This is a genomic window from Paenibacillus sp. V4I3 (assembly GCF_030817215.1).
In the GTDB taxonomy this organism is placed as follows: Bacteria; Bacillota; Bacilli; order Paenibacillales; family NBRC-103111; genus Paenibacillus_E.
Map to the genome: position 1 here is coordinate 1,053,886 of NZ_JAUSZA010000001.1, position 17,039 is coordinate 1,070,924.

At 44.8% G+C, this 17,039-nt stretch carries 17 protein-coding genes and 2 pseudogenes; 13 read left to right on the top strand and 6 right to left on the bottom strand.

All coding sequences use genetic code 11. From position 1 onward, the window contains the following. The first annotated feature begins 11 nt into the window (after positions 1–11). Together yycI and QFZ77_RS05020 are read left to right on the top strand one after the other, a co-directional pair. Complete coding sequence (gene yycI, locus QFZ77_RS05015; RefSeq protein ID WP_307436934.1) at positions 12–836, top strand: two-component system regulatory protein YycI; 825 nt, start codon at positions 12–14, stop codon at positions 834–836. A 65-nt stretch (positions 837–901) separates the two neighbouring features. Beyond that, a complete protein-coding gene (locus QFZ77_RS05020) occupies positions 902–1,702 on the top strand; it encodes an MBL fold metallo-hydrolase (RefSeq protein ID WP_307436938.1) in 801 nt (266 codons plus the stop codon). On the opposite strand, the gene QFZ77_RS05025 is transcribed toward QFZ77_RS05020, so the two are convergent. After that, positions 1,671–1,880, bottom strand: coding sequence for a hypothetical protein (locus tag QFZ77_RS05025; RefSeq protein WP_029196124.1), 210 nt, complete (start codon positions 1,878–1,880; stop codon positions 1,671–1,673). The two genes, QFZ77_RS05020 and QFZ77_RS05025, sit on opposite strands and share 32 nt — an antisense overlap. 181 nt (positions 1,881–2,061) lie before the next feature. Between QFZ77_RS05025 and QFZ77_RS05030 the strand changes: the two genes are divergently transcribed. The 4 genes from QFZ77_RS05030 to QFZ77_RS05045 all read left to right on the top strand — a co-directional run bounded on the left by QFZ77_RS05030 (position 2,062) and on the right by QFZ77_RS05045 (position 5,143). Next, a complete protein-coding gene (locus QFZ77_RS05030; RefSeq protein ID WP_307436942.1) occupies positions 2,062–3,285 on the top strand; it encodes a S1C family serine protease in 1,224 nt (407 codons plus the stop codon). Positions 3,286–3,378: 93 nt separating this feature from the next. Continuing rightward, entirely contained in the window at positions 3,379–3,546 is a 168-nt protein-coding gene (locus tag QFZ77_RS05035) for a CxxH/CxxC protein (RefSeq protein WP_063860151.1), read from the top strand. 279 nt (positions 3,547–3,825) lie between these two features. Beyond that, on the top strand, positions 3,826–4,305 hold the full coding sequence (rlmH, locus tag QFZ77_RS05040; protein ID WP_307436950.1) for a 23S rRNA (pseudouridine(1915)-N(3))-methyltransferase RlmH: 480 nt from the start codon (positions 3,826–3,828) through the stop codon (positions 4,303–4,305). A gap of 196 nt (positions 4,306–4,501) precedes the next feature. Continuing rightward, positions 4,502–5,143: a MarC family protein gene (locus QFZ77_RS05045; RefSeq protein ID WP_307436953.1), complete on the top strand. Its 642-nt coding sequence runs from the start codon at positions 4,502–4,504 to the stop codon at positions 5,141–5,143. A gap of 168 nt (positions 5,144–5,311) precedes the next feature. Here QFZ77_RS05045 and QFZ77_RS05050 read toward each other — a convergent pair whose 3' ends face one another. Then, positions 5,312–6,571 carry a sensor histidine kinase gene (locus QFZ77_RS05050; protein WP_307436955.1) on the bottom strand — a complete coding sequence of 420 codons (1,260 nt, stop codon included), beginning with the start codon at positions 6,569–6,571 and terminating at the stop codon, positions 5,312–5,314. Continuing rightward, on the bottom strand, positions 6,571–7,248 hold the full coding sequence (locus QFZ77_RS05055; RefSeq protein ID WP_307436960.1) for a response regulator transcription factor: 678 nt from the start codon (positions 7,246–7,248) through the stop codon (positions 6,571–6,573). Before QFZ77_RS05055 ends, QFZ77_RS05050 begins: the two co-directional genes overlap by 1 nt. A gap of 217 nt (positions 7,249–7,465) precedes the next feature. Between QFZ77_RS05055 and QFZ77_RS05060 the strand changes: the two genes are divergently transcribed. From QFZ77_RS05060 to QFZ77_RS05070, 3 genes are read left to right on the top strand one after another with little or no spacing between them, the layout of a single operon-like run. Beyond that, a complete protein-coding gene (locus QFZ77_RS05060; RefSeq protein WP_307436962.1) occupies positions 7,466–8,203 on the top strand; it encodes a polyphosphate polymerase domain-containing protein in 738 nt (245 codons plus the stop codon). Further along, a complete protein-coding gene (locus QFZ77_RS05065; protein ID WP_307436965.1) occupies positions 8,200–8,880 on the top strand; it encodes a DUF4956 domain-containing protein in 681 nt (226 codons plus the stop codon). The genes QFZ77_RS05060 and QFZ77_RS05065 overlap by 4 nt, the downstream gene beginning before the upstream one ends. A 21-nt stretch (positions 8,881–8,901) precedes the next feature. Beyond that, positions 8,902–10,665 carry a carbohydrate-binding domain-containing protein gene (locus tag QFZ77_RS05070; protein WP_307436968.1) on the top strand — a complete coding sequence of 588 codons (1,764 nt, stop codon included), beginning with the start codon at positions 8,902–8,904 and terminating at the stop codon, positions 10,663–10,665. A 190-nt stretch (positions 10,666–10,855) separates the two neighbouring features. Here the strand turns inward: QFZ77_RS05070 and QFZ77_RS05075 are convergent. Then, a pseudogene (locus QFZ77_RS05075) lies at positions 10,856–11,005 on the bottom strand (YhfC family glutamic-type intramembrane protease); the annotation flags it as partial. 456 nt (positions 11,006–11,461) lie between these two features. On the opposite strand from QFZ77_RS05075, the gene QFZ77_RS05080 reads away from it, so the two are divergent. From QFZ77_RS05080 to QFZ77_RS05095, 4 genes and pseudogenes are all read left to right on the top strand, one after another. After that, positions 11,462–11,794 carry a TM2 domain-containing protein gene (locus QFZ77_RS05080; RefSeq protein ID WP_307436969.1) on the top strand — a complete coding sequence of 111 codons (333 nt, stop codon included), beginning with the start codon at positions 11,462–11,464 and terminating at the stop codon, positions 11,792–11,794. 18 nt (positions 11,795–11,812) lie between these two features. Next, positions 11,813–12,208 (top strand): NINE protein, encoded by a 396-nt coding sequence (locus QFZ77_RS05085; protein WP_307436974.1) that lies wholly within the window; start codon positions 11,813–11,815, stop codon positions 12,206–12,208. A gap of 250 nt (positions 12,209–12,458) precedes the next feature. Then, positions 12,459–13,475 (top strand): SDR family oxidoreductase, encoded by a 1,017-nt coding sequence (locus QFZ77_RS05090; RefSeq protein ID WP_307436978.1) that lies wholly within the window; start codon positions 12,459–12,461, stop codon positions 13,473–13,475. Positions 13,476–13,948: 473 nt separating this feature from the next. After that, a pseudogene (locus tag QFZ77_RS05095) lies at positions 13,949–14,107 on the top strand (EAL domain-containing protein); the annotation flags it as partial. On the opposite strand, the gene QFZ77_RS05100 reads toward QFZ77_RS05095, so the two are convergent. Both QFZ77_RS05100 and QFZ77_RS05105 read right to left on the bottom strand, forming a co-directional pair. Next, entirely contained in the window at positions 14,087–15,823 is a 1,737-nt protein-coding gene (locus QFZ77_RS05100) for a glycine betaine ABC transporter substrate-binding protein (RefSeq protein ID WP_307436981.1), read from the bottom strand. The pseudogene QFZ77_RS05095 and the gene QFZ77_RS05100 sit on opposite strands and share 21 nt — an antisense overlap. Beyond that, on the bottom strand, positions 15,823–17,025 hold the full coding sequence (locus QFZ77_RS05105) for a quaternary amine ABC transporter ATP-binding protein (protein ID WP_307436983.1): 1,203 nt from the start codon (positions 17,023–17,025) through the stop codon (positions 15,823–15,825). Before QFZ77_RS05105 ends, QFZ77_RS05100 begins: the two co-directional genes overlap by 1 nt. Between the last annotated feature and the right edge of the window lie 14 nt (positions 17,026–17,039).

Below are 17,039 nucleotides of genomic sequence, written 5' to 3' on the forward strand. Positions count from 1 at the left end.
TTGGTGAGATCATGAATTGGAGTCGGGCTAAAACGATTTTGATTTGTTCCTTTTTGATGTTGAATATGATTCTTGGTTTCCAACTTTGGTCCACCAATCGTTCCAATCAGACGGAAATCGCTTTGGATACATCAAGTACTGTAGAAGAGCTGAATAACGCGCTCCGAAATAAAAATATACGGCTAATGGATGAGTTACCGACGGATCAACTGAAGTTGAAGGTCATCACGGTGAAGTACGACGATAGTATAAAGCCAGGTGAGCAGAAAACATTGAAAACACCCATTAACATGAGCCTTCTCCTTGGTAAAGGGGCTAGTAAAGAAATTCAAGCGCAATCGGAGATTCCACACTTTGGTCTGTACCAATTGGATTCGATGAGAAAAAATGGTGTCTATGTGTTCACACAGCTTTATGGCAAGCTTCCGCTCTTCGACGTTTGGGTGGAGCTGAATGAACAAAATGGAGAAATTACCAGTTACCGTCAAGCTTACGTTGAAGTAGAATCAGGAGTAGAACAGACGGAGCAGAAGCTGATCCCTGCCCAGTTAGCTGTTCGCAGCTTAGTGGACAATTATTTGAGTGACGGCGCTATTATTACGGAAGTCAGACTGGGGTATCACGGACAGCCGTATAACTCAGAAACGCAACCGATGTTTCCACATTGGCGGATTACGATCGATAACGGAGATATTTATTATTTACAAGCTTTCAATGGAGCAGTTGAGTCTCCGCAGAAAGGGTCTGAACTAGCTCCATTTGGTACGCAAGTGGATGGTGCGAAAACAACGGAGAACCCTGAAAATAGCGGGGACAAGAGCAAGGATAAGAAGTAGGCAAGTGTGATAGTCAACAATGGACGGCTAGATGGATGACATGTAGGCATAGAGGAGTAGGGAAGATGGGTATGAGGTTTACGGTACTGTCGAGCGGTTCGACGGGTAATGCGACGGTGGTTGACAATGGTGAAATCAAGCTGCTGATTGATGTGGGATTTAGCGCCAAGAAGATGGAGCTGTTAATGAAGGAACGTGAGCTCGAGGCGAGCAGTATTGATGCCATTCTGGTCACACACGAGCATTCGGATCATATTAAAGGGCTGGGAGCGCTGGCTCGCAAATATGATTTGCCTATCTATGCGAATGAGAAGACTTGGGAAGAGCTGGACCGTCAAATCGGTGTGATCGCGGAAGGCAACAAGAAGGTGATGGAAACCGGAGGTATCGAGGAATTCGGTACGCTTCGTGTTGAATCATTCGGAATATCACATGATGCAGCGGAGCCGGTGGGGTACTGCTTTTATGAAGGGGAACAGAAGTTAAGTGTTGTAACGGACTTGGGATACATGAGTGAGAAAGTCAAAGAAAAGATTACGGATTCAGATAGCTTGGTACTCGAGACGAATCACGATGTGGACATGCTGCGCGTGGGGCATTATCCATGGAGTATTAAGCGTCGTATCCTTGGGGACAAGGGTCATTTATCCAATGAAGCTGCAGGGGAAGCGCTCTGTGACGTGTTGACGAACAAGACGAAGTCTGTCTATATGGCGCATTTAAGTCGTGACCATAATTTAATGGATTTGGCCAGGCTAACGTTGAATAACATAGTACAAGAGCGTGCCCCTGAAGCTAAACAGCTGCGGCTGATGGATACATATTTTGACCGCTCTACGAAATGGGATGTATTGGATTCGGAGTAAGCGCAGCGTCGAGCTCTTTGGATTTGAGCTGGATTTCTTGCGCAGTGATGAGACCCTTATCGATCAGAACTTGAATGAGAGATGAGAGGACGAGTGACTGGTGGTAGTGACTATCTTTAAGGTCAGCGAGCTTACCAATCATGTTAATTTCATCAAAATGGGAAGGAATACGGTTCATTCTGAGCATTCTCCTTTATTTGTATGATTTAAAATTTCAGTTAACTCTAGTATTTCGTTAAGAGATTTGGTTTACTATTATTGTAGGCAAGAAGTGAACGAAACATTCCTATTATTTGAAAAATAACAATTCAAGGCGAGAGCGGCATAGCTTAACCCCTATCAGCGAGGAGGGACCCGATATGAGTTTGTTTGATGATGATTTTTATTCTACCAAAAGGTCCAGGCAGCGTCAGGATTCTTGGCGTCCCAAAGGGACAGGGGCATTCACTAGCTTCGCGGGACGCAGACGGAATGTGGCCCTCATTGCTGGAGTAGGCGGAGCGCTAGCCATGCTTTTGCTGGTCGGGGTATTTGGCGGCTTCGGGAAAAGTGACTCATCTGGGGCAGCGCTAGCTATACCAGCTTCTGCGGCAAAAGCCGAGGTGCATCCGATGAATAGCAACGATTCTGTTGTAGCGGCAACGGAGAAAATAAAGCCTGCTGTGGTCAGCGTTATTTCCTCGAAGAAGGATGATAAAGGGCAAGAGACCGGACTGGGGATTGGGTCGGGTGTTATTTTCGCACGGAATGGTGATAAAATTCGAATTGTGACGAATAGTCACGTTGTTGAGAACGGGAACCAGTTCGAAATCGTTAATTTTCAAGGTGAGCATCGCAAAGCAACCCTAATCGGTCGCGATCGGATTACAGACCTGGCTGTGTTGGAAGCGGATGGGAAAGACATTAAAGTGCTTGCTGAATTCGGTGATTCTGAAACGCTGCGAGCAGGAGAGATGGCGATTGCGGTAGGCAACCCGCTTGGACTTGGATTCTCGCCGACCGTTACCCAAGGTATCATTTCTTCGCCAAAACGAACGATACCGGTTTCGCTGACACGTGAAGGCACGGATTACGACTGGGAGATGGATGTTATCCAAACGGATGCGGCTATCAACCAAGGGAACAGCGGCGGACCTCTGGTGAACATCGAGGGCAAGGTTATCGGAATCAATTCCATGAAGATATCAGATACGGGCGTGGAAGGGTTAGGTTTTGCCATTCCTATTAATAGTGTGAAGCCGATTATTGAGAGCTTGATCAAGGATCATAAGGTGAAAAGACCGTTGATGGGTGTTTCGACGCAGGAACTGCAAGCTTTTAAAGGGACGGATGTATTAAAGCTCCCTACGGATGTTAAGACTGGAGTTATCGTCTTCGATGTGTCGGGACCTGCCAAAGAAGCGGGCCTCAAAGCTCAGGATGTCATTGTCCAGTTGGATGACCGCAAGATTGACAGTACGATCTCGCTGCGGAAATATTTGTATAACGAGAAGAAGATTGGCGATAAGGTCAACGTGGTGTACTACCGCGGCGGTAAGAAGCTGAATGCGGTGGTTACTTTGGTTGAAGCGATGGATAAGTGATGAAAGATAAAAGATGAAAGATGAAAGATAAGTGATATTTGAAGAGATACAAGATATGCGTGGATAGAAACATTGCGGATGAGAGGTACTTGCATGCATGTAGTTTGTAAAGATCATGTGGAAATCGCGATTGATGAGTTTGTTGATGAGTATGAGGAAGCTCCGGACATTGTGGATCTGCAGAAGACCCACTTTGCTAGTTGGGAGCCACCGACGCACTGCGAACACTGCAAGGAGTTAGCGCGATTTCTAGTTGTATGAGGAAGGCGGAGGCCTTCCTTTTTTGTTTGGGTTGGGAGCGGGTCGATCAACACGAACTGGACGAGTTTGATTGGATTAGATCCAATGAAGTCTCCTGACATCCGCGGTTAGGGTTAGTTCCATTGGATTTATACAGTGGAATATGTGGAAACTAGCTCAGAGGAGCTGTTTTTGGAGCATTCTGTTGGATTAGCTCCAATGAAAGCGGGGAAATAGGGTGAATGAGCTCGATTTGATTGTATTTTATCCAATGGAGCAAATGAGGGGAGATTGTCGGTTATGCATTTACAGATATTAACCGTAGGGAAATTGAAGGAGCGCTATCTCGTGGACGGGATAGCGGAGTATGTTAAGCGCCTTGGGCCGTATGCCAAGGTGCAGATGATTGAGGTGCCGGATGAGAAGGCACCGGAGAACATGAGCCCTGCTGAGGAGCAGCAGGTGCGTGTGAAGGAAGGCGAGAGGCTATTAGCCAAGCTCGCTGCGGACGTGTACGTCGTGGCGCTGGCCATCGACGGCGAGATGTGGTCGAGCGAGCAGCTGGCAGGCTCGCTCGACAAGTTGGCCACCTATGGGCGGAGCCAGGTGGCCTTCGTGATCGGCGGCTCGCTGGGGCTATCGAGCGAGCTGCTGCGCCGTGCGGATATGCGGCTGTCTTTTGGCCGCATGACGCTGCCGCACCAGCTGATGCGGCTGGTGCTGGTGGAGCAGATTTATCGCGCGATGCGGATAAATCGGGGGGAGCCTTATCACAAATGACGGCAAGTTTTTGATGAAAGATTTAGGGTGCATATCGAATTGAGCATTAAATCATATGTGATGTATGATTGCGGAACCAAAAGAATGGATGCCATTAAGCAGGAAATTCATTCTTTGGAAAAGGACACTACCGATACGGATTGAGAACTATTAAAAACTGGACAAGGAAACAGAACATACAACTAGGAGATACTACATGGAAATGTACACATCATTTTTATTGCTGAGCCTCACTTCATTCTTTACACTCATTAATCCACTTGCCATTATGCCAATCTTTATGTCGATGACAGCCGATCTTGAATCACAGAAGAAAGTCCATACTGCTCGTAAAGCAGTAATTGTTTCATTTTTTATATTGCTCATATTTTCAACTACTGGCGAATGGGTATTTCACTTTTTCAACATTTCAATTAACAGTTTAAAGATTGTCGGTGGGGTTATTTTCATTTTAATGGGACAGGATATGCTTCAGGCACGACTTGTTCGTACAAAGGTTGATAAAGCGGATGTCGATACATATGTAAATGATATTTCCATTACTCCATTGGCTATTCCAATGATTTGTGGTCCTGGGGCAATTACTAATGGAATTGTTCTTATGGAATCTACGACAAATTTGATGGAGAAGATTATATTAATAGTTGTGATGGCGGTTGTACTTATGCTTACTTACATTGTCCTTGTTAACTCAGCTAAAATTTATCGATTGATTGGGCCAACAGGCAATAATGTGCTAATGCGTTTAATGGGACTAATTGTTATGGTGATTGCCATTGAGTTTATGGTAAGTGGAATTACGCCGATTATCCAGCAAATTCTGAAAATTTCGCCCTAGCGATGGTCAACAGCGCAAGCTATTGACCGAGGTGTATATAATTGAAGCGTCGAAGAACAATTGTGTGTCTTTGACGCTTTTTTGGTCTGATTTATTCAAAAGTTAGGGAGCGGGGACCGTGTATCGTCAATCTTATGTGGAGGGGCATTTTTTGTGTTAGCTGCAAGCCTAGGGAAACTGAACATAAAACGAAGTAGTCTCATTCAGCACGCTTTTCGCGTAAATCTTTCCTTTATGCTGTTCGACAATTGATTTGGCTATAGCGAGTCCCAGGCCATATCCGCCATACTTGCGTGAACGAGATGAATCAGCGCGGAAGAAGCGGTCGAAGATTCTTTCTAGATGCTCTAGTGGGATGCCTTCGCCTGTATTGGTCACCTTTAGCATAATATCGTTATGACGCTTCTTTAAGGTGAGCGAGATAGATCCTTTAGGATTGGTGTATTTGATGGCATTATCCAAGAGAATCATGACCACCTGCTTGATTTGCTCGCTGTTGCCGTGAAGGGGCAAGTTAGGTTCAATCTCGTAATTTAATGAAATATTTTTCTCGAACATAACGGCTTCCATCGTTAGAATGACGCTTTCAACGGATTCGCTCACGTTGAAGTTCGTGAAGATCATTCTTGCTCTGGAGTCATCCATTTCGGTTAGGTATAGGAGATCGTTGGTCAGCGTCTTCATTCTTTCCGTTTCCGATTTAATATGGTGCAACCACTTCGATTGATTGTGAATCGTATCTTCGCTATTGGATAAGAGAACGTCCGCATTGGTGTTAATGACGGCTAATGGCGTTTTCAATTCATGGGAAGCGTCGGCGATAAATTGCTTCTGTTTATTGAAGGCTTCTCTGACAGGAGCGATGGAGCGGTTCGCGAAAAATCGGCTCGTAAAGTAGATGACAATGAGCATAATCAATCCCACGACAGAGAACGTATACACGAGATTCGTAAGGATGTTCTGCCGAGCAGTGACGTCAAGGTATACAACGGAATACCCTGTGGCATTTTTCTGCACGATATAAGCCCATGAATTGCCATCTAGTTTAAATTGGCCGTCATCCGAGTTATTGGAGGCGGCTTTCTTTATCGCCAGGTCGTAGAACTCGGTGTCCATGTCAAATCGGGATTTGGTGGCTGTGATCTTCCACTGTGCGTCTGTTTGCAATAAGAAAGAGACTGAGCGTTCCGGCGACAGGTCGGCATTTACCTTGGACTCTTGTGGAGGATGATCCCCATCTGGTCGCGGCTCTCCCTTTTTTCCGCCAGGCTTGAGGTAGAAGTCGGATACTTTATGCAGCTCCATATCGATATCGCGCCGTACGTTCTGATAGGTAATCGTATAAATGGAAGCAAAGGCCAAGAGCATGATGAAGGAGATGATGACCAGGTTAGCGATAAGAAATCGATTGCGAAGCTTGCTGAACATTAGGTGGTCACCTCCAAAACATAGCCTACGCCTCTAATGGTGTTTATTCGGACCGATGAATTCAGAAAAGCAATTTTTTTCCTCAAAAAAGAGATGTAGACTTCCACGTTGTTATGTTCAACCTCGGAATCGAAGCCCCAGAGCTTTTCGATGATCTGTTCTTTCGATGTTACCGAAAGCTTCCTCGACATTAGCAGCTCCAGCAATTCGCTTTCTTTTAAAATCAGCTTGAGTTCCTTTCCTTTGCACGTAAGCTTGAGATTCCCCGTATTCAATTCGATATCTCCGAACTTTAACGCATCTTCGGGCATGACCTCGCCTTTGCGCCTTAAAGCCGCTCTAATTCTCGCGAGCAGCTCCTCGGTCGAGAACGGTTTGGCAACATAGTCGTCAGCGCCGTAATCCAGACCTGAAATCTTATCGGATATTTCCCCTCTGGCTGTAAGCAGGATAACGGGAGTCGAAATCCCTTTGTTGCGAATCGTCTTCAATAAGGTGATGCCGTCCATCTCAGGCAACATAATGTCGAGCAATAACAGATCATATATGCCGCTTAATGCATTATCCAGCCCAGATTGGCCATCATGGACAGCGTCGACGGAGTAATTGTGTTTTTTTAAAATTTGGGTTAAAGCCTCCGCTAAATGAACCTCATCTTCTACAATTAAAATTCTCATGATTGCTTCCCCTTTTTGTGTCAGTTTGGTAAAGCCACGCTGCTGCATGACTTCATTATAGGGATCGAACCTTTAATCAAACTTAATCTTAACACTTGTCTAGAGCTTAATAAAAAATTTACATGAAATCCATCATTTAAGTTTCACTAAAGGTTCGAGGGCTAATATACAGACATGAAGCAGCAAGCACTCGCAAAGGAGAAAGGGGAGCATCCCAATGGCGATCGAAGTGTTCAACCGATATGAAAATAAATATCTGATGGATAGCAAAGCCTTTTACGTTATATATAACCGATTGCTTGAATATATGGAGCTCGATGAATACAACAAGAATGATAAGTTCTATTCGATAAGCAACATGTATTACGATACCGAACATGATTCTTTAATCAGGAACAGCTTGGCGAAGCCAAAATACAGGGAGAAACTCCGAATAAGAGCCTACGGCATTCCTGAAGAAGATGGCAAGGTGTACTTGGAGCTTAAGAAAAAGGTGTTCGGTTTAGTGAACAAGCGAAGGACGGCGCTGAAGTTGAACGAGGCTTATGATTTTGTAAGCTCAGGTATTGAGCCGGAATTCAAGACTTATATGAACAAGCAAGTCATCCAGGAAATCAAATACTTCCTTCAGCGATATGACCTGCAGCCCAAAGTGTTCCTGGCTTATGACCGAATTGCGATGTTTTGCAAAAATAACCGGGATTTGCGGATTACTTTTGATACGAATATCCGATCTAGGCGGTATGACCTCAAGCTTGAAAGTGGGGATCAAGGAGAATCGCTGATCAGCCGCGGGCAATGGTTAATGGAAGTGAAGGCGGAGAAAACGGTGCCCCTCTGGCTATCGAAAATGCTGTCTGAACACCAAATGTTTCGAACAAGCTTCTCCAAGTACGGTAATGAATACAAAAAAATGCGAAATGAAAGATTAGCGGGGGAGAGAATTCAATTATGATAGAATCCATTTTGGCTTCGGCTCAGGTAAGTTCGGACTTAACCTTAGTCAATGCGTTGTTAACTATCTTGATTTCTTTCGCACTAGGTGCGATTATCAGCTTCACTTATATGAAAACTCAACCTATGTATAATCAGAGCTTCACTTTGACGATGATTGTATTGCCTGCGATCATAGCGGTTATCATCCTGTTGATCGGCAGCAACATAGCTAGAGCCTTTAGTCTTGCCGGAGCATTCTCCATTATTCGGTTCAGAAGCGCTCCCGGAGATCCGAAGGATATCGCGTTCGTCTTGTTTACGATGGCGGCTGGACTCGCATGTGGTGTCGGTTCATTCGGTTACGCGGTGCTATTCACAATTGCTCTTTGCTTATTAATGTTCTTCCTGAAAGCTATCAATTTTGGAGCAAAAAGATCCTCGCAGAAAATGCTGAAAGTAACAATCCCGGAAAATCTGGGGTACGAGGAAGCTTTTGATGAGATCTTCAAGACATTCAAGATTGATTATGAGTTGAGAAAGGTCAGAACCACCGAGCTGGGCAGTTTGTATGAGCTTGTATATCTGGTTACCATCGATCATCTCACGAACCAGAAAGAATTCCTCGATGCCGTCAGGTGCAGGAATGGAAACTTGGATATTACCCTAACGATGAGTCCAACCGCATCAGAATACTAAAATTAGAGAGGTAGATGAGATATGAAAAAACTTTTAATAACAAAACAAGCCGGTATAGTTCTATTATGTGCTGTTATAGCATCAGCATGCAGCGATCAAACCGCCACAACAAATTCCAATGCGGAGGCTTCTTCGACAGCATCGGTTCAGTCTACGGCAGCCGCGTCAAGTACGAAAGCAGCCAGTACCGATCTAATCCAGAAGGTCGAGTATGCTGATGATGACAAGTACACGGATTGGAGCTCGTCGAATCCGACCGAAATCAAGCTGAATGGTACCGGTGCAAGCATTAACGGTTCAGGGGCAGAGGTGAAGGAAAGTACGGTTTCGATCACAGCGGCTGGAACCTATGTGGTGAGCGGGAAACTGGATAACGGTCAAATCGCGATCGACGTAAAGGATAAAGGAACCGTTCGTTTGGTATTAAACGGAGCGGAGATTTATAACAACAGTACCTCGGCTATCTTCGTCGAAGAAGCAGGGAAGACAATTATCTCGTTGCAAGAGGGAACAAATAACCTGGTCTCAGACGGAAAAACTTACGTCTACCCGGATGCGTCAACAGACGAACCCAATTCGGCTATCTTCAGCAAAGACGATCTTACGATCAATGGTGCCGGAAAGCTCGTCGTTCAAGGAAATTACAACAATGGTATCACCAGTAAGGATAAGCTGAAAATAACGGGAGGAACGCTTGATATTCATGCTATTGACGATGCACTTATGGGGCGCGATTTAGTGGCTGTCCAAGAAGGCAGTATGACCATCGAAGCTGGCGGACACGGAATCAAAACAACGAAGGATACAGAGGGTTCCGAAGGTTACATTGACATTGCCGGCGGTTCGTTCAACATCAATTCCGGCGAAGATGCCTTGCATAGCAGCGGCGGTCTTCACATAAATGGGGGAGATATGCATATTAATGCCGGCGACGATGGGATTAACGCGGAGGTCTCGATCGCTATCGCGGGAGGTACGATTGATATTGCCAAAAGCAATGAAGGGATCGAAGCCCCTACGGTCGTGATCTCAGACGGTAAAACAAGTGTTGTCTCGAGTGATGACGGCGTGAATATCTCATCGGGAGATGCCGAAGCCGCTGGTGGAGGTGGGCCTGCTGGACCTGGTGGAAATCAATCCGGCGCGGCTTCAAGCAACAAACTTACGATTAGCGGAGGGAATCTTACTGTCGATTCGAAAGGCGATGGTTTAGATTCGAACGGTTCGATTGCAATGACCGGCGGTACCGTTATCGTTAACGGTCCAACTGAGAACGGCAATGGCCCCTTGGATTACGACGGGACATTCGTAATGACGGGTGGATTCCTGGTTGCCGCAGGCAGCTCCGGCATGGCGCAAGCTACATCCGAGCAATCGACACAGCCAGGCGTTCTGATGACCTACTCGAAAGCGCAGCAAGCAGGCGCTATGGTTCATCTGGAAGATAGCGATGGCAATACGGTTCTAACATTTACTCCACCGAAAAGCTATCAGTCTTTGTTCGTCAGCTCCCCGACAATCAAGAAGGATGCTTCATATACGCTTAGCTCGGGAGGAACGTCGACTGGTAGTCAAGTGAACGGTCTCTATGACGGCGGCAAGTACCAAGGGGGGACGAAGGTGGTTGATTTTACAACCTCGAGTGTCATAACCTGGTTGTCCGAATCGGGTGTGACCGCGGCAAGAAGCGGGATGGGAGGCCCCGGCGGCAATCGAGGACAGGGCGGAGGCAGAGGTGGAATGCCACCAGCAGGTGGTGGAGAACCGCCGCAAAAGACGCAGTAATTGATCAAGTTAGCTAACAAAGTTCCGTGGGTGATCGAGGCTGTATTCGAGGATCACTGCGATTTTAAGGGCACCCAATTTGGGTGCCCTTAAAATTCGCCTTTTTAGAGTGATACAGAGAGGCGTGGAGAGATGCAATTTATAAATATCGCAGGGATACGCTCGAATGCAGTATGCCCATACCGACGCTTATTATCAATACCTCGATGCCGCCGTGGCCTATCCCTACAGCAATGCCATCTTTGCGCTCTTTGCGCTTTTTTAATAGAAAAGAGAAGCCTATCCAACGTCCACCGTTTTCAAATATACCTGCGGCCAGCCCGCCGTAGATGATGACTATCTATGCAAGAGCGCTGATTTAATCATCATCCTTGTAATTCGCTTGCTCGCCGATTGCCAATAACAGGCTGATCATTGTTTTGGTAATCGAGCCAATTTCATACAGGTATTTGGATGAATCAAACTCCGTTGCTCTGTCCCGAAGTCCAGATCGAACGCGTGGAATCGTGAACTAATCCGACTGTTAACTGATGGTTGGGACGCTCCGCCCACCGCTGAATACGCTTTTCTGAGAGATATAGAGATTTCTCGCGCTACCCTAGATGACAGGGAAAAGGACCTGAAAGCTAATCCTAAAGTGTATCTCATAGAAAAAATTTATTAGGTAGTTAGTAGGGGTAAAGATAGGGAATTTTGCAATCTTTATGAAAAATTAACCAAATTTAATAAAAAGGTACTATTAATTAAAGAAATTACATTGTATAATTTAGCCATTATTGAGAGATGGGGTCGAAATATGTCGTCACTTTTGCAAAAGCAAAACTTAACAACGGAGCAACTTCAATTACTTGCATCCGAGATGAGTAAGAAACAAAAAACGGGTGGTATTGCTTGGTTACTTTGGTTCTTTACAGGTGGTATCGGAGGGCACCGTTTTTACCTAGGCAGAGTTGGAACAGGGGTTGCCATGTTACTTACGCTTGGTGGATTAGGAATATGGACATTAATTGACTTATTTCTTTTGTCCGGTATGATTAAGGATACCAATGAAAAGATTGAGAATGAGATCCTTTCTGAGCTTCGTCTGATTAGTCAAGCAAGAGCTAACTCAGAAGTAGCCGCGGGATAGGTTTACGAGTATAAGAAAATGGATAACTTACAATTATTGCGCACTTTAACTTTGGAAGAGCTAGGCATATTAGAGGCAGAATTACTCAAAAAGCGAAAATCTAAAGAAGCAGTTTGGGGCCTTTGGGCAGGATTACACTTCTTTGGTGCTCACAGGTTCTATACTGAAAACTATTTGTATGCAAGCATAATGTTTGCGACTACATTTGTTCCAAGTATCGCCATAATTTTATTAGCTGTTTACACTGATTTAGAATCGTTCAATTACTTCATGTTGTGGGTGCTCATCTTCATACTAAGCGGATCCTTACTTTGGAGTTGGATAGATGCTTTTTTCCTAAATAAGCGTATAGAAGAAATGAACCATGAGCAGGAACGGAATATCATTCATCGAATTAAAGGAATGGATCATTAATAACCTGAACAATCGTAGCCCTATCTTATGAGATAGGGTTTTGTGTTTTATATTCCCGCTCGAATAAACGACCTCACTCACGGAAGCGAGGAGCAGGGGGGGAAACAGGGCATGTGGGTAAGATTACCACGTGTCCTTTTTATATGGGTACCTAGGGGAGGTTTTGTGAGTGCAACGTCGAATGATTGTGTTACAAGATCGATCTGTAAAATCGTATGGAAGATATCAACATTAACGGAGGTGTTTTTACATGAAAGCGCTATTTATCGGAGGCACAGGGACGATCAGCTCTGCAATCACCAAGCAGTTATTAGAAAAAGGATGCGAACTTTATCTTCTGAATAGAGGCACAAGGAATGAGGACTTGCCGGCAGGCGTAAATATTATAAAAGCAGATATTAATGATGAAGAGCAAGTATCTAAGCTTATTGCGAACTTGGAATTTGATGTCGTTGCTGATTTCATAGCATTTGAACCGGCTCAGGTGGAGAGAGATTATCGCTTATTTAAGGGTAAAACGAAACAATTTATGTTTATTAGCTCAGCTTCTGCCTACCAGACGCCTTTATCCGACTATAGAATTACAGAGGGAACTCCTTTATCAAACCCATATTGGGAGTATTCCAGAAATAAGATTGCTTGTGAAGAATATTTAATGAAGCAGTATCGTGAGAATGGTTTTCCGATAACAATCGTAAGACCAAGTCACACCTATAGTGAACGTTCGATCCCACTTGGCGTACATGGAAGTAAGGGTACCTGGCAGGTTGCTAAGCGAATGCTGGAGAACAAACCCGTGATCATTCACGGAGATGGTACTTCCCTGTGGACAATGACACACAATAGTGATTTTGCAAAAGGTTTTATTGGTTTAATGGGCAATATACATGCGATTGGTGAGTCCGTTCATATCACTTCAGATGAGACGGTTACTTGGAATCAAATTTACGAGGTAATTGCTGATGCTCTAGGAGTAAAGCTTAAAGCTGTCCATGTTTCGTCTGAATTTCTGGTTGCCTGCAGTAAGGAGGATTATAGGGGTGGGTTGCTAGGAGATAAGGCTAACTCGGTCGTATTTGATAATTCAAAACTGAAACGACTTGTTCCTGAATTTGTTGCAAGCACACGATTTGATCAAGGGATTAGGCAAACGATCGCATATATATTAGCCCATCCTGAACATCAAAAAGAGGATAAGGAATTTGATAGTTGGTGTGATAAAGTTATCCATGCATTAGATGCTGCTATAAGGAATATATCTGAATAGGTCATTCCAAAGGTAGGGATCAGCCATGTATTGGTTATTTTTAATCATTATTTTGATAATCGTTCTAATTTTTTTGTTCCTGTTTGCACGCAAGGCTAGAGATAAACTTGAGACAAGAAAAGTAGTTCAATTATCACTTAAACAAAAAAAGAATTCGGTGAATAAACAAACTTGTAGTTTTTGTCGTAAAAAAGCCAAACGTCTTCATTTTTATTCATCAGAAAGCGGTCAGGTACTAGGAGTATGTGATCAATGTAAACCACAAGCGGAGCGACGAGCTTTGATGAGAATATAACTAATTATGAAGGCATTCGTTGGTGACATATAATAGTCAAAGAACAGGTCGGGAGAACTTTTTCCTGGGCTGTTCTTTTTGTGTTGATTAAAGATAATTCCTCCCATAATGCTAGAATTATTCAAGCAGGTAATAGGAGGAATCTAGTTGAGTATAATTGGAAATTGTCGTTTTATGAGATTTTGGAACAGGATATTCTTCTTTAAGCTATTTGAAACTTTTTCCCATCGACAGTTTAAAAATCGATCGTTCTTTTGCAAGTAATATCTTTGCGGATTCAAAGGATGCAGCACTTGTTCAAATGCCGCTTCCGTTATTATTTAACCAGATCCTCAATGGAAGTAATGTTCATATATTTCGGAACGACTAGACCGAGCTTGGTTCCTATTAGGTTGGGTCCCAAGTCCTCGAAGTTACCTTTAAACTTCTCATAATAATCTTTATGCGTGGTTGGCAGCCAAGCAGCTACCATGGCATCAGCATCCCCGCTAGCGATGCCGGCCCACATAGGTCCAGCCTCAACCTGAAGCATATCCACTTGGTATCCCAGCTTGCTCTCCAGCACGTATTTAACCACATTTGTACTGGCAATTTCTGAATCCCATGCTACATAGGCAAGCTTTAACTTCTTCCCTTCCACCTTGGGGATACCGCTAATCCACGCATTTACCTTATCCGGGTTAGTCTCCACCCACTGGGCAGCGGATTCCTCTGGCTTCTGGCCATCTTGGATGTTCGCCATCACCATTTCCATATCGGCAGGTTTCCACTGAAATTTATCGAGGAATTGATAGGCCGAAGGTTGATCGGCTTGCAAATGGAGACGTACAATCGTATGAATCTCTTCATCTCCGCCGAATACGTTTTTCGGATCTGCCAAATATTTCAGATCATACTTAGAAAACATCCAGTGTGGTGTCCAGCCTGTCACAATGATGGGCTTGCCTTCCTTATAGGCTTTGTCCAAGGCAATAGTCATAGCTGTACTGGAACCTTCAACTAGCTTCCATGAGGAAAGATTATAGGCCTTAAGTGCTTTGTCCGCAGCATTCATTAAGCCGGAACCAGGGTCAATGCCAATAATGCTGTAATTTACCTGGTCTCCAACAAAAGTACTCGTTGAAACAGGAGATTTCTTCCCTATTCCTATAAAGATAGCAACGACACAGAAAGCGGCTATAGCCGCGATTACCAGGGGCTTCTTTAAGGCGAAAGACTTTTTCCCTGTTCTCTTCTTTCCAATGACGCTCTGTGTTAATCGGTCCAGTAGGATCGCCAAAACGACAACAGCAAGTCCTGCCTCAAACCCCTGTCCTGTCTTCAATTGAGTCACAGCTCGGTATACGTCTGCTCCGACGCCCTGTGCTCCGATCATTGAAGCAATGACTACCATCGACAGAGACAGCATAATGGTCTGGTTGATCCCGGCTAATATGGTTGGCAGTGCCAAAGGAAACTGTACTTTGAAAAGCTTCTGAGCCGGGGTTGACCCAAATGCATCAGCAGCTTCTACTAAATCGGCTGGTACCTGTAGAATACCAAGGTTCGTTAAGCGAATGGTCGGTGGGATCGAGAAAATAACCGAGGCGATAACGCCTGGAACCACGCCAAGACCGAAGAAAGTAACCGCAGGAATGAGGTATACAAACGCAGGCATTGTCTGCATAAAATCCAGCATCGGGGTCAGTGTACTCCTCACCGAGCGGTTTCTGGCACACCAGATCCCGAGTGGCAGTCCAAGAACGATGGAAATAAGGGCGGAGGTTAATACCAAAGCCAATGTGTCCATTGTGGAATCCCAGTATCCGAGATTAAGGATAAGCAGCAATCCGAGCACGGCAAATAGTGCCAGCCGCCACTTGCCGAAATAGTAAGCAAGGAGCGTTAGAAGTATGATAACAACGATAGCGGGGAAGGCATGAAATAAGAAAGTAAATCCGCCTACGATCCCACTAATGACGGATGAGAAGAAGTTAAACAGGAAGGCAAAGTGGGTATTGAACCAACTGATGATGGACTCGACCCAGCGGTCCAAAGGAATTTTCGTGAACATTAGGGGTTCACCTTCTTGTCAGTAGTATCATGGGTGCCTGCGATAGCAGCTAGGACTGCGCCACGAACTATAATGCCTAGTAAACGGCCTTTTTCATCGACCACTGTAACCGGAATTTTGGCACCGCTAATAAGCTCGAAGCATTCATTTAAATGGATATCAGGCGGGACTGTAAGCACATCACGAATGACGATATCCCCAATCGTTTTATGATCTTTGACTGCAAGAACTGCATCTTCTGCAGTAATGGCGCCAATGAGCCGTTTTGCTTTGTCCACAACGTACAGGTTTGAAATCCCACTATCCTGCATTAACTGCAAGGCAACCCTAGGTCCTCGTTCCAAAGTGATTGTTTCTGGCCTGCGCATCACGTGTGCAGCCGTTAATACTTTGGACAGATCGACATCCTCTACGAATCGTTCCACGTACTTGTTCGCTGGATTCATTAATATTTCTTCTGGAGTCCCAATCTGGACAACGGAACCCTCTCGCATAAGAGCGATTCTGTCACCAATTCGCAAGGCTTCATCCAAATCATGTGTAATAAAAATAATTGTCTTTTTCATTTTATCCTGGAGCTCCAGCAGTTCATCCTGCATATCCTTACGAATTAAAGGATCCAGTGCACTGAACGCTTCATCCATGAGCAAAACATCAGGATCGTTCGCTAAAGCGCGCGCTAGTCCAACCCGCTGCTGCATGCCTCCGCTCAGTTGGTCGGGATGGCTGTCCTCCAATCCTTTTAAACCGACAAGCTCCAAAGATTCCAGCGCCTTTTGCCGATTGGCCTGCTTGGAGCCGCCTTGAATCTCCAGTCCAAACTCCACATTCTCAATGATTGTTTTATGCGGAAACAAGGCGAATTTCTGGAAAACCATACTGATCTTGCGACGCCTAACTTGACGAAGCTGTTCATGGTTCATCGAAACAATGTTCTCGCCATCAATGAGAATTGTTCCAGAGGTGGGTTCAATCAGACGATTCAATAGACGGACCAGCGTAGATTTACCGCTTCCGGACAATCCCATAATCACGAAGATCTCGCCCGCCTGTATGGTTAAATTGACCTTATTTACACCAACGGTATGCTTCGTTTCTTCGTATATTTTCTTTTTGGACCATCCTTTATCAAGAAGTAAAAGGGCCTTCTTGGGATCTTGTCCGAATACCTTCGTCAAATTATTGACTTCAACAATATGCATAGCTACCTCCTGTT